This is a genomic window from Caulobacter ginsengisoli (assembly GCF_030814835.1).
Lineage (GTDB): Bacteria > Pseudomonadota > Alphaproteobacteria > Caulobacterales > Caulobacteraceae > Caulobacter > Caulobacter ginsengisoli.
In genome coordinates this window covers 264,553-276,571 of sequence record NZ_JAUSVS010000006.1, presented here as the reverse complement: position 1 = coordinate 276,571, position 12,019 = coordinate 264,553, and the positions used below count along the sequence as shown (strand labels likewise).

The following is a 12,019-nucleotide window of genomic DNA, read 5'->3' as shown; positions in this document are numbered from 1 at the left end:
GACCCAGCCCGCTTGCGGTCTCTTCGACCAGGGACCCAACGGCCTACGCCCGCCAACATCAGGCATCAGCCCAACACCATCTGCAATACACAGGGGACCCAGGTGTTTTTCGTAGCTGACTTTCGGCCGCCCAGACCTGTCAGAACCGCCCCAAACAGCAAAAAGCCTGGGTCCCCGCTTTCGCGGGGATGAGCGGAATTAGGCCGAGGCCGGCTGAGCCTGCAGCGTCGCGCCGCGCTCGACGGGCGCGGCCAGGGCCGGGTTGGCGGGGGCGATCAGGCGCAGGGCCTCGAGCAGTTCGCGCAGCTCCTCGCGGGCCACCAGCCGGGGCGAGGCCATCGGCACGGGCCGCACGCCCGGCGACAGGTCGGCGATGGTCAGGCCGAACGGGAACATCTCGCGATAGGCCACCCGCTCGCCCAGGGACGGGCCCAGCCGGAAGCCGACCTGCGGCCCCAGCTGCTGCAACACCTCGAGCAGTCGGCGGCGGTTGCGGGCGTCGGACGCGCCCATGCGGTTGCGCACCACCACCCAGTCCAGACGGCGGCCATGCTCGTTGCGGATCTTCCGGGCGTCCAGCACCACCCGGCTGTAGAGGCTGGGCCGCAGCAGACGCAGGGTCAGCGGATCGACGGTCGCCAGCATGTCGAAATCGACGAAGCTGTCGTTCATCGGCGAGACCACCAGGTCGGCCTGCAGATGGGCGGCCCGGCCGACCGGGGAGTCGCCCCCGGGGGTGTCGACGACGACCAGGTCGGTGTCGGCCATGGCCATGCGCACCGCCTCGCCGAACCGCGCGACGATCTCGTCGGGGGAGGCCTCGGCCAGGGTGACGGTGTCCTCGGCCAGCTTGTATTCCAGCGGCACCGGGGCGGTGACGCCGGCGGCCGGCAGCCAGCGGCGGCGATTGGCGTAGAAGCGGCTCATGGTCTGCTGGCGCAGGTCCAGATCGATGACCGCCACCCGGGCGCCGCGATAGAGCATGGCCGTGGCGACCAGGGCCGCCAGGGTCGATTTGCCGGCCCCGCCCTTCTCGTTGGCGAAAACCACCACCCGCCCGGCCGCCGGGCCCCGGCTGGCCGCCTGGCGGCGGTGGGCCAGCATTGAAATGGGATCGTTGGTCATCTGCGCGCCGCCCCGTCACCGAACTGTCAGGAAAAACTCAATCCCCACAGCAACTTTCAGTAAAAAACCTTGGCCAGCACAACAGCGTTGTCAACCGCACTCGCGTCCGCCGCGTCATAACGCCCGGCCCTTCGCCCGCCGCGTGCCGTGGCTAACGCGCGATGCCGAAGACTTTGGCGTTGTTGGCCGGCCATGAGGGTTGGGGGGGAGGGCTGAAGCCTTCCGGGATCGATCGAAAGCGGACTGGTCGCTAGTGGCGCAGAGCCCAGAGGGCCAGGACCGACACCAGGATCCAGGGGATGGCGTTGAACACCAGCTGGCCCAGGCTCGGCGGGCCGCCGTCGCCGCGCGGCGTGAGATCGAAGAACTGCACCAGCCTGATCCTCGAAAGGACCGCCCCTCCCGTGAGTGGCGTGATGACAGGCATCTTACGCACGAGTCGGAAAAAATCTCTGAAAGAGTCGTCTCGGTTGCGCTCGCGGCCAGCGACCAAACGACGCGCGATCGGGCAGGTTGGCCCGAATTCGGCCCTAAGCCCGGCGGTTCATTGGCGCGTCAGGTTGCGGTCGCTATCGTGACCGCTTTCCTGCGCCAGAGCGGGTTGAGGAAAAGTGCGAAGCGGTTTTCCGCCCGCAACCCGGTCTGACTCTTAGATTTCGACGAGCACGATGAAATCGTGCTCTAGGAGCCGCGTTTTGTCTGAACCCTCTGTACTGGCGATCCGGGATCTCAAGGTCAGCTTCCAGACCCATGACGGCGTCATCGAGGCCGTCCGCGGCGTCTCGCTCGATGTCGCCCCCGGCCAGTGTCTGGGCGTGGTCGGCGAGAGCGGCTCGGGCAAGAGCCAGACCTTCATGGCGGTCATGGGCCTCCTGGCCCAGAACGGCCAGGCCAGCGGTTCGGCCAGGCTGATGGGGCAGGAACTGCTGGGCCTGAAGCCCCGCGATCTCAACCACTACCGCGGCTCGAAGATGACCATGATCTTCCAGGATCCGCTGACGGCCCTGACCCCGCATGTCCGCATCGGCGACCAGATCGCCGAGCCGCTGAAGCTGCATCTGGGCCTGTCGGACCGCGAGGCCAAGGCCCATGCGCTGGACTGGCTGCAGCGGGTCCGCATCCCCGACGCCCGCCAGCGGATGCGGCGGTATCCGCACGAGCTTTCCGGCGGCATGCGCCAGCGGGTGATGATCGCCCAGGCCATGGCCTGCGGCCCGACCCTGCTGATCGCCGACGAGCCGACCACGGCCCTGGACGTCACCGTCCAGGCCGAGATCCTCGACCTGATGGACGAGCTGAGGCATGAAACCGGCGCGGCCATGGTGCTGATCACCCATGACATGGGCGTCATCGCCCGCCTGGCCGACCAGGTCTGCGTGATGAAGGACGGCGAATATGTCGAGGCCGGGCCGGTCGGGGAGATTTTCTCCAGTCCCAAGACCGCCTACACCCAGGCCCTGCTGGCCGCCATTCCCCGCCTGGACCGCGACGACCGCGGCGGCCGTCCCATCCCGGGCCCGCCCGCCGCCGACGCTCCCGTCATCGTCGAGGGCAAGGATATCCAGGTCCATTTCCCGGTCAGCCAGGGGCTGTTCGGCAAGCTGCTGCTGCGGGCGGTCGACGGGGTCGATTTCCAGATCCGCCAGGGCGAGACCCTGGGCGTGGTCGGCGAGAGCGGCTGCGGCAAGTCCACCCTCTCGCGGGCGGTGCTCAAGCTGCTGCCCGAGAACAGCGCCGAGCTGCATGGAGCCATCACGGTCCTCGGCCGCGACATCACCGAAGCCGACCAGAAGTCGATGCGGGCCTCGCGCCGCGACCTGCAGATCGTCTTCCAGGACCCGCTGGCCAGCCTGGACCCGCGCATGACCATCGGCGATTCCATCGCCGAGCCGCTCAAGGTCCACCGCCCCGGCCTGACCCGCGCCCAGCGCGACCTGGAAGTGGCCGGCATGATGCAGCGGGCCGGCCTGCTGCCCACCCTGATCAACCGCTATCCGCACGAGCTTTCCGGCGGCCAGAACCAGCGGGTCGGCATCGCCCGGGCCATGATCCTCAAGCCCAAGCTGGTCATCTGCGACGAAGCGGTCAGCGCCCTCGACGTCTCCATCCGCGCCCAGATCATCGACCTCTTGATCGACCTGCAGAAGGAGATGGGCCTGGCGATGATGTTCATCAGCCACGACCTGGCGGTGGTCCGCGAGATCAGCCACCGGGTGATGGTGCTCTATCTGGGCCGGGTCATGGAGGTCGCCAGCCGCGAGCAGATCTACAGCGACGCCCGCCACCCCTACACCAAGGCCCTGCTCTCGGCCGCCCCGATCCCCGACCCCCGGATCGAGCGCCACCGCAAACGCGTGAAGCTGGCCGGCGAGCCCCCCTCGCCCACCGACCCCAGGGCGGCGTTGAGGTTCCTGCCCTCGCGGCTGGACAGCGAGCCGCTCTATCGGCCGAAACTGCTGGAGGTCGGCCCCGGCCACCTGGTCAGCGAGTTCGATCCGGTCTGAGCCGAAGGCCCTCCAGAAGTCGCCGGGCCGCCGTCCAGGCCTTGGCCCGCGCCGACTGGGCGTCCTTCGCCTGGGCGATGGCGGTCCCGGCCTGGGCCAGGGCGCCGAGCAGCAGATGGGCCAGCATGTCCACGCCATCGGAGTCGATCTCGCCGGCCGTCGCACAGGCCCTCAGCCCCGCCCGTAGCCGCGCCAGGGTGTAGAGCCCCTCGATCCGCCGCACCTCGTCCAGGCCCAGCACGGACGGAGCGTCGAGCAGGGATATCCGGCGGATTTCCGGGTCCAGGCAGGCCTCGAGGAAGGCCTGGCACCCCGCCATCAGCCCCCCCCAGGGGTCGGCCGCCCCCGACGCCGCCGCCGTCACGCGGTCGGCGAGCTCGGCCTCCAGGGTCTCGAACACCGCCAGAAAGATCGCCGCCTTGCCGTTGAAGTGGTGGTAGAGGGCCCCGCGCGTCACCCCCGCCTGGCCCAGAATCTCCTCGATCGAGGTCTCGGCGAAGCCTTGGCTCGCGAACAGCCGCCGGGCCGCCGCCATCACCGCGCCACGGGTGGCGCCCGACCGCTCCTCCTGGGTTCGTCTGCCCGCCGCCATGGCGCCTCCGTTTCGCTGCCGCGAGCCTAGCCGAGGGGCAGGCCGGTTGACAGGGCCGGGGATCCAGATAAAAACCGACTGTCGGTTTGTTTTATCGGGAGGATGAAATGGCGTTTTCGCAAGCGGCGGCCTGGCGGTCGCCGGACCTGGGCGAGCGGCGGATGGTGGAAACCCCGGCCGGACCGATGGCGGTCCATGAGCGCGGGGCCGGCCGCCCGCTGGTCTTCGTCCACGGCTGGCTGGCCAACGCCAACCTCTGGCGCGGGGTGACGGCGAAGCTGGCGCAGCGGTTTCGGACGGTGGCGCTGGACCTGCCGCTGGGCTCGCATCTGACCGCCATGGCGCCGGGCGCCGACCTTTCCCCGGCCGGCGTCGCCGATCTGATCCTGGCCGCGCTCGAACAGCTGGACCTGCGGGACGCGGTGCTGGTCGGCAACGACTCCGGCGGGGCCTACAGCCGGATCGCCCTGGCCAAGGACGCCAGCCGCGTCGCCGCCCTGGTCCTCAACGCCTCCGAGACGCCGGGGGTCTCCTGGCCGCCGGCGGTCTTCGCCCCGCTGCAGGCCGGGGCCCGGGCCGGACACCTGCGCGCCAGTCTGAAGTCCCTGCGCGACCCGGCCCTGCGGATGCTGGACGGCGCCTACGGTCTGGTGGTCGGCAAGCCGCTCGATCGCGCCGCCGGGGACAGCTACGTGCTGCCCGCCCTTGAGGATGACGGGGTGCTGGCCGACGTCCAGGCCGCTATTGCCCTGGCCACGACCGAGGCCATCGACGCCGCCTCGGCCCAGGTGGTCGCCAGTTTCGAGCGGCCGGTCGCCCTGATCTGGCCGGCCGACGACCAGGTCTTCCCGGAGGGTCTGGCCCGCGCCTACGCCGCGGCGCTGAAGGACGGCCGGTTCGAGACCATCGCCGACGCCCGCAGCTTCACGCCCGAGGATCAACCCGAGGCCCTGGCCGACCGGATCGCGGCCTTCGCCGACAGCCTGCCGCCGGCCCGGACATAGGCGGCGCGGGCCTTCTCCAACGCGTCCCGGGCCTGCGCCTCCCGCGCCTGCCAGTCCTCGCGCGCCGCCATCTCCTCGGCGACCAGCGCCTTGCGCCGCTCGGCGAAGTCGCGGGCCAGGGTCTTTTCCTCTTCGGCCAGCGCGGACAGCGCCTTCTCGGCGGTCGTCAGCCTGGCGCGATCCGGCGCCGGCCGTTTCGCCGTCTCGCCCTTCGGCAGCTTCGGCGCGCCCGCCTCCGCCTTGAACGCCCCCTTGTCCCCGATCGGCCGCAGCAGCGGCGCGCCCGGCTGGGCCAGGGCCGCCTTGATGGCGTCAGGGTCGTCGGCCTCTCGCGCCATGCCCTCGGCGAACAGGTCCTGGCGCACGCCCCAGGCCTCCAGCGCCTTGGGCCGGCTGGTCGTGGCCACCACGCTGTCGTGGAAGCCGAAGCTCGCCTGGAAGACCTTCAGTTTGGCCATGGGCGTGAAAGACCGGGCCCCGCCTGTCGGTTCCGTAACTTGACGATGGCCGCAATGCCCGCCCCACTGCCCCCAGCAAGCTGGGGAGATTTGCGCCATGGACCGCCGCCGCCTTCTGTTCACCGCCGCCGCCGGCGCCTTCACCCTGGCCACGGCCGCCACAGCCGCCAGCGCTGACGTCGTCCGCCGCACCCAGGGAAGCCTTTCCCTCGAAAACGTCCCCGAGACCCCGCCGGCCGTGCGCGAGGCGATCCGGCGCTACCAGAACGCCCGCTCGGCCAACTTCCAAGACTGGCTGCCCGACGGCTCGATGCTGATCACCACCCGGTTCGGTTCGACCAGCCAGCTGCATCATGTCGCCGGCCCCGGCCAGGAGCGGTTCCAGCTGACCTTCTTCGACGAGCCCATCGCCGGGGCGGCCGCCCAGCCGGGCTCGGACAACCGCTACCTGTTCACCCGCGATGTCGGCGGCGGGGAATATTTCCAGGGCTTCATGGCCGGCCTGACCGGCCCCGAGACGGTGGTCACCGAGCCGAACACCCGCAACCAGAGCTTCATCTTCTCGCGCGATGGCGCGCTGCTGCTGTGGAGCCGGGTCACCCCCGGTTCCGGCGACTACGACATCATGGCCATGGCCCCGGGCCAGCCAGCATCGCGCCGGGTCGTCTGGAAGGGCACGGGCGCGGTCCAGCCCCTGGCCATCAGCGACGACAAGACCCGGGTGCTGGTCCAGCGCGACATCTCCGCCACCTCGGGCGGCCTCTTCCTGCTCGACTACGCCAGCGGCCAGGTGAAGCCGATCAATCCGTCGGCCGAGGAGATCGCCTATGGCGGCGGCGTCTTCGCCCCCGGCGGCCAGTCGATCCTGGTGCTCGACGACGAGGGCAGCGACTTCAAGCGGCTGGTCCAGATCGACCTGGCCACCAACGCCAAGACGGTGCTGACCCCGCCGGACCTGAAATGGGATGTCGAGACCTTCGACCTCTCGCCCGACGGCAGGGTCCTGGCCTACGCCGTCAATGAGGGCGGCCAGTCCAAGGTCGTGGTCCGCGACTTCAGGACCAAACGGGCCCTGCCCCAGCCCAGCCTGCCGGTCGGGGTGCTGGGAGCGCTGAAGTTCTCGCCCGACAGCAAGAGCCTGGCCATCGGCCTGAACACCGCCACCGCCCCGGGCGACGTCTGGGCCTGGGACGTCGCCGGCGGCAGGCTGACCCGCTGGACCACCAGCGAGAGTGGCGGCCTCGATCCCAAGGCCCTGGCCGAGCCGACCCTGACCAAGGTCAGGTCGTTCGACGGCCTGGAGGTCCCGGCCTGGGTCTACCGGCCCGGAAAGATCAAGGGCCGAGCCCCGGTGATCATCGACATCCATGGCGGCCCGGAAAGCCAGGACCGCCCCTTCTTCAACAGCCGCCGCCAGTACTGGGCCGCGGAGCTCGGCATCGTCACGATCGCCCCCAACGTCCGCGGCTCGGACGGCTACGGCAAGGCCTACCTCAAGCTCGACAACGGCCCCAAGCGCCAGGACAGCGTCCGCGACATCGGCGCCCTGCTGGACTGGATCGCCGCCCAGCCCGACCTCGATCCGAAACGCGTCGTCGTCTATGGCGGCAGCTACGGCGGCTTCATGGTCCTGGCCTGCCTGGCCCTCTATAACGACCGCCTGGCCGGCGCCGTCGACATCGTCGGCATCTCCAGCTTCACCACCTTCCTGACCAACACCGAGGGCTACCGCCGCGACCTGCGCCGGGTCGAATACGGCGACGAGCGCGACCCGGCCATGAAGGCCATCTTCGACCAGATCAGCCCCCTGAACCTGACCGACAAAATGACCAAGCCGCTCTTCGTCATCGCCGGCAAGAACGACCCCCGCGTCCCCTGGACCGAGGGCCAGCAGATGGTCGAGAAGCTGCGCGCCAAGGGCGGCGAGGCCTGGTTCATGCTGGCCGCCGACGAGGGCCACGGCTTCAGGAAGAAGCAGAACGTCGACGCCCAGCGCGAGGCGGAGACGATGTTCCTGAGCAAGGTGTTCGGGCTGTGACCACCGCGCCCGGCACGACCTGGACCTGGTTCTCCCGACGGTGGACACCCGCAGGCGCCGTCAAAGGGCCCGGGTTGACCTATGCTCGCCTGCGACTGGTCACCGCCCTGCTGGTTTTTGCGCTGTGCGTTTTGATCCTGGCGGCCGGTCTCACCGCGGCCTTCCTCCACAGCCAGGGCGCGCTTGTGGCGGCCCTGCTTCTCACGGCCGCCAGCGTGGCCTGCACGGCGACCAACCACGGCGCCATGGCCTGGGCCGTACTCCGCATTGGAGCCTGGACTCTCAAGTCGCGTGAGCGGGTCCGGCGCGACGAACAGCCGGGTCGATTCTGGCTCCATCTCGTCCCGCAGATCGTCTACGCCATCCTTTTCGCGGCGACGGCCGTGTTGCTTGCGGTGGCGGCCGTCTCGGCGGCCAGCATGTCGTCGGACCTCTAGGCTGGTTGTCCGCCTGCGCGCGGGAGCCTCTCAACCCTCCCGAAAGGGTTGCGGCATTAAGCATGGTCGGCTTTCGCATGCTTAGGGGCGCGCCTTGGACATCTCGGTCGTCAAACCGCTGGAGCTGACCGGCATCGCCGTCGAGCGCTGGGCTGAGCTGCAGGCGGCCAATCCGGCCTTCGACACCCCCTTCCTGTCGCCCTATTGGGCCCGCGCGGTCGAGGCCGCCCAGGGCGAGAAGTCGGGGCTGCGGGTCGCGGTGATCGGCGACAACGACGGGTTCCTGGCCGTGCGCAAGGGCGCCTTCACCGCCATCCCCGCTGGGGCCCCGATGAACGACTACCAGGGCGTGGTCACCGCGCCCGGCGTCGAGGTCGACGCGGTGAAACTGGTCCAGGCGCTGGGCGTCGGCCGGCTCGACTTCAGCCACATGCTGGAGGACCAGGCCGCCTTCGCCCCCTTCAGCCGCGGCAAGAGCTTTTCCTGGGTCATCGATGTCGCGGGCGGCTACGAGGCCTACGAGGCCGACCGTCGGGCCCAGACCTCCTGCCTCAAGGACATCGACAAGAAGCGCCGCAAGGTCGAGCGGGAGCTCGGCCCCGTCACCTTCACCGCCTATAGCCGCTCGCGCACGGACCTCGACCAGCTGATCGCCTGGAAGCGCGGCCAGTGGCAGGCCACCGGCCAGACCGACCTCTTCGACACCCCCTGGACGCTCAGGCTGCTCGGCAGCCTGTTCGAAAGCCGCCAGCCCGACTTCGGCGGGGTGCTGTTCACCCTGCATATCGGCGACCGCCTGGCCGCCGCCCAGCTGGACCTGCGGGGCAACCGCACGATCCACAGCTGGATCATCGCCCACGACGCCGAGTTCGAGCGCTATAGCCCGGGCCTGATCCTCTTCCAGGACATCCTGCGCTGGATGGACACGACCCCCTATTCCAGCCTCGACCTGGGCGCGGGCGACTACCGCTTCAAGCGCGAGCTTTCCAACGCCCAGCGCTTCGTCAGCCATGGCTTCGTCGGCGTCGCCTCTCCCGCCGCCTTGGTGCGCCAGGCGGCCTACGGCATCCGGGCGGCGGCCGAATCCCTGCCGCTGGGCCAGTTCTCGGAACTTCCGGGCAAGGCCATGCGGCGCCTCGACCTCATGCGGGGGTTGCGGTGAGCTTGAAGGGCCCCTAAGCCCCTCGGGCGATGACCCTGACCCTCGACGACATCAAAGCGGCCGCCCAGCGACTGGAAGGCCATATCGAACGCACGCCGATCCGGCATTCCCGCACCCTCAGCGAGATTACCGGGGCCGAGGTGTGGGTGAAGTTCGAGAACCTGCAGTTCACCGCCGCCTACAAGGAGCGCGGAGCCCTCAACAAGCTGATGCTGCTCAGCGACGAGCAGCGCCAGAAGGGCGTCATCGCCGCCAGCGCCGGCAACCACGCCCAGGGCCTGGCCTATCATGGCGCCCGGCTCGGCGTGCCCGTCACCATCGTCATGCCCAAGGGCACGCCCTTCGTGAAGGTCGAGCACACCCGCCAGCACGGCGCCGAGGTGATCATCGCCGGCGAGACCTATGACGACGCCTATGGCCACGCCATGGTGCTGATGGCCGAGCGCGGCCTGACCTTCGTCCACCCCTTCGACGACCTGGACGTCATGGCCGGCCAGGGCACCATCGCCCTGGAGATGCTGGAAGAGGTCCCCGACCTCGAAGTCCTGCCGGTGCCGATCGGCGGCGGCGGGCTGATCGCCGGGGTGGCCACCGCCGCCCTGGCCCTCAAGCCCAACATCAAGATCTTCGGCTGCGAGCCGGCCATGTATCCCAGCTTCACCGCCCGCATGCGCGGGGTGATCCCCAACGCCGGCGGCCAGACCATCGCCGAGGGCATCGCGGTCAAGCAGGTCGGCAACCTGACCTATTCCATCGTCCGCCCGCTGCTCGAGGACGTGCTGCTGCTCGACGAGCCCTATTTCGAGCGCGGCATCTCGCTGCTGGCCAATGTCGAGAAGACCATCGCCGAGGGCGCCGGCGCCGCCAGCTTGGCCGCCCTGCTGGCCTATCCGGAACGGTTCCGGGGCAAGAAGTGCGGCCTGATCCTCACCGGCGGCAATATCGACACGCGCCTCCTGGCCTCGGTCCTGACCCGCGAACTGGTGCGGGCCCAGCGGCTGGTGTCCCTGCGCATCATCGGCGACGACCGCCCGGGTCTCCTGGCCACGGTCAGCATGGTGATCGGCGAGCATGGCGGCAACATCATCGAGGTGGCCCACAATCGCCTGGCCCTCGACGTGCCGGCCAAGGGCGCGGAGTTCGACATCATGATCGAGACCCGCGACGCCCAGCACACCCAGGAAATCATGGATAGCCTGCGCGAACGCGGCTACCCGCCCAGATTCGTTTAGAGCCATAGGAACGTCGATGAACCGTCTGCTGCTGGCGCTCGCCGCCGTCCTGGCCCTCGTCGCCTGCAAGCCCGGCCCCAAGGCCGCCGCCCCCATGGACGCCGCCGCCAGCGCCGCGGCCGCCAAGGCCTTCATGGACTCCAACGGCAAGAAGCCTGGGGTCGTGACCCTGCCGTCGGGCGTGCAGTACAAGGTCGTCCATTCCGGTCCGGCCGGCGGTGTGCACCCCGGCCTCAACGACGAGGTCAAGGTTCACTACGAGCTCAAGCTGCTGAACGGCGAGGTCATCGACTCCTCGTTCGAGCGCGGCGCCCCCGAGGTCATGGACCTGCGCAGCCTGGTCGGCGCCTGGAAGCTGACCCTGCCGGAAATGCGCCCGGGCGACGAATGGACCATCTGGGCCCCACCGGCCCTGGGCTACGGCGACGAGGACAAGGGCCCCATCCCCGCCAACAGCGTGCTGGAATTCAGGGTGCAGCTGATCGACGTGCTGCCCGAGGGCGGGGTTGTCGGGCGGGGCTGAGGCCCCGAGGGAATAGGGGCTAGGGACTAGCGCTTCTTCTGGCCCCTAATCCCTCGCCCCTAGCCCCTAATCCGTAAACACAACCGTCTTGCGCCCGTTCAACAGCACCCGGTCCTCCAGCCGCCAGCGCAGGGCCCGGGCCAGCACCCGCCGTTCGATATCGCGGCCCTTGCGGACCAGGTCGTCGGGACTGTCGCGGTGGCTGATGCGTTCGACGTCCTGCTCGATGATCGGCCCCTCGTCGAGGTCGCCGGTGACATAGTGGGCGGTGGCCCCGATCAGCTTGACGCCCCGCACATGCGCCTGGTGATAGGGCCGCGCGCCCTTGAAGCCCGGCAGGAAGCTGTGGTGGATGTTGATGCACCGCCCCTCCAGCTTGGCGGCCAGGCCGTCGGACAGCACCTGCATGTAGCGGGCGAGCACGACGATGTCGGTCCCCGTCGACTGGATCAGCGCCCACAGCGCCGCCTCCTGCTCCAGCTTGGTGTCGCGGGCGACCGGCAGGTGGTGGAAGTCGATCCCCGTGAAGTCGATGGCCGGATAGGTCTGCTCGGGGTGGTTGGAGACCACGGCGCTGATGTCCATGGCCAGCTCGCCGATCCGCCAGCGGTAGATCAGGTCGGCCAGGCAATGATCCGACTTGCTGGTCAGGATCATCACACGGTAGCGCTGCGAAGGATCGCGCAGGGTCCAGCGCATGGCCAGTTCATCGGCGATGGCCATGAATTGCGCCCGCAGGGCGTCGGCGTCCTGACCGTCGGGGGCGAACACCACCCGCATGAAGAAGGCCCCGGTCTCCGGGTCGTCATACTGCTGGGCGTCGAGGATGTTGCAGCCCCGCTCGAACAGGAAGGCCGACACCTTGGCGACGATGCCGCGGCGGTCGGGGCAGGAGAGGGTGAGGGTCAGCGGCTGGGTCATCGCCTCAGCGGTTAGCGGCCCAC

The 12,019-nt window shown here is 69.5% G+C and carries 12 protein-coding genes; 7 read left to right on the top strand and 5 right to left on the bottom strand.

Going from position 1 to position 12,019, the window contains the following annotated elements; translation table 11 throughout:
* Positions 1 to 198: 198 nt before the first annotated feature.
* Both QO010_RS16225 and QO010_RS16220 read right to left on the bottom strand, forming a co-directional pair.
* Positions 199 to 1,125, bottom strand: a complete 927-nt coding sequence (locus tag QO010_RS16225; RefSeq protein ID WP_307350790.1) for a division plane positioning ATPase MipZ — start codon at positions 1,123 to 1,125, stop codon at positions 199 to 201.
* Between the two features lie 250 nt (positions 1,126 to 1,375).
* Positions 1,376 to 1,498 (bottom strand): hypothetical protein, encoded by a 123-nt coding sequence (locus tag QO010_RS16220; RefSeq protein WP_307350789.1) that lies wholly within the window; start codon positions 1,496 to 1,498, stop codon positions 1,376 to 1,378.
* A gap of 322 nt (positions 1,499 to 1,820) precedes the next feature.
* Here QO010_RS16220 and QO010_RS16215 point away from each other — a divergent pair, with 322 nt between their 5' ends.
* Positions 1,821 to 3,629 (top strand): ABC transporter ATP-binding protein, encoded by a 1,809-nt coding sequence (locus QO010_RS16215; protein ID WP_307350787.1) that lies wholly within the window; start codon positions 1,821 to 1,823, stop codon positions 3,627 to 3,629.
* Here the strand turns inward: QO010_RS16215 and QO010_RS16210 are convergent.
* On the bottom strand, positions 3,607 to 4,221 hold the full coding sequence (locus tag QO010_RS16210; protein WP_307350784.1) for a TetR/AcrR family transcriptional regulator: 615 nt from the start codon (positions 4,219 to 4,221) through the stop codon (positions 3,607 to 3,609). The two genes, QO010_RS16215 and QO010_RS16210, sit on opposite strands and share 23 nt — an antisense overlap.
* 107 nt (positions 4,222 to 4,328) lie before the next feature.
* Here QO010_RS16210 and QO010_RS16205 point away from each other — a divergent pair, with 107 nt between their 5' ends.
* Positions 4,329 to 5,225 (top strand): alpha/beta fold hydrolase, encoded by an 897-nt coding sequence (locus tag QO010_RS16205; protein ID WP_307350782.1) that lies wholly within the window; start codon positions 4,329 to 4,331, stop codon positions 5,223 to 5,225.
* On the opposite strand, the gene QO010_RS16200 is transcribed toward QO010_RS16205, so the two are convergent.
* A complete protein-coding gene (locus QO010_RS16200; RefSeq protein WP_307350781.1) occupies positions 5,159 to 5,683 on the bottom strand; it encodes an efflux RND transporter periplasmic adaptor subunit in 525 nt (174 codons plus the stop codon). The genes QO010_RS16205 and QO010_RS16200 overlap by 67 nt on opposite strands.
* A gap of 97 nt (positions 5,684 to 5,780) precedes the next feature.
* Here QO010_RS16200 and QO010_RS16195 point away from each other — a divergent pair, with 97 nt between their 5' ends.
* The 5 genes from QO010_RS16195 (at position 5,781) to QO010_RS16175 (ending at position 11,075) form a co-directional block, all read left to right on the top strand.
* Positions 5,781 to 7,721 carry a S9 family peptidase gene (locus QO010_RS16195; RefSeq protein WP_307350779.1) on the top strand — a complete coding sequence of 647 codons (1,941 nt, stop codon included), beginning with the start codon at positions 5,781 to 5,783 and terminating at the stop codon, positions 7,719 to 7,721.
* Positions 7,718 to 8,158 carry a hypothetical protein gene (locus QO010_RS16190; RefSeq protein ID WP_307350777.1) on the top strand — a complete coding sequence of 147 codons (441 nt, stop codon included), beginning with the start codon at positions 7,718 to 7,720 and terminating at the stop codon, positions 8,156 to 8,158. The genes QO010_RS16195 and QO010_RS16190 overlap by 4 nt, the downstream gene beginning before the upstream one ends.
* Before the next feature lie 94 nt (positions 8,159 to 8,252).
* Entirely contained in the window at positions 8,253 to 9,320 is a 1,068-nt protein-coding gene (locus QO010_RS16185) for a GNAT family N-acetyltransferase (protein ID WP_307350775.1), read from the top strand.
* Positions 9,321 to 9,349: 29 nt separating this feature from the next.
* Positions 9,350 to 10,552: a threonine ammonia-lyase gene (locus QO010_RS16180; RefSeq protein ID WP_307350773.1), complete on the top strand. Its 1,203-nt coding sequence runs from the start codon at positions 9,350 to 9,352 to the stop codon at positions 10,550 to 10,552.
* A 16-nt stretch (positions 10,553 to 10,568) separates the two neighbouring features.
* Positions 10,569 to 11,075: an FKBP-type peptidyl-prolyl cis-trans isomerase gene (locus QO010_RS16175; RefSeq protein ID WP_307350772.1), complete on the top strand. Its 507-nt coding sequence runs from the start codon at positions 10,569 to 10,571 to the stop codon at positions 11,073 to 11,075.
* A 66-nt stretch (positions 11,076 to 11,141) separates the two neighbouring features.
* Here QO010_RS16175 and purU read toward each other — a convergent pair whose 3' ends face one another.
* A complete protein-coding gene (purU, locus tag QO010_RS16170; RefSeq protein ID WP_307350809.1) occupies positions 11,142 to 11,984 on the bottom strand; it encodes a formyltetrahydrofolate deformylase in 843 nt (280 codons plus the stop codon).
* Positions 11,985 to 12,019 lie beyond the last annotated feature (35 nt).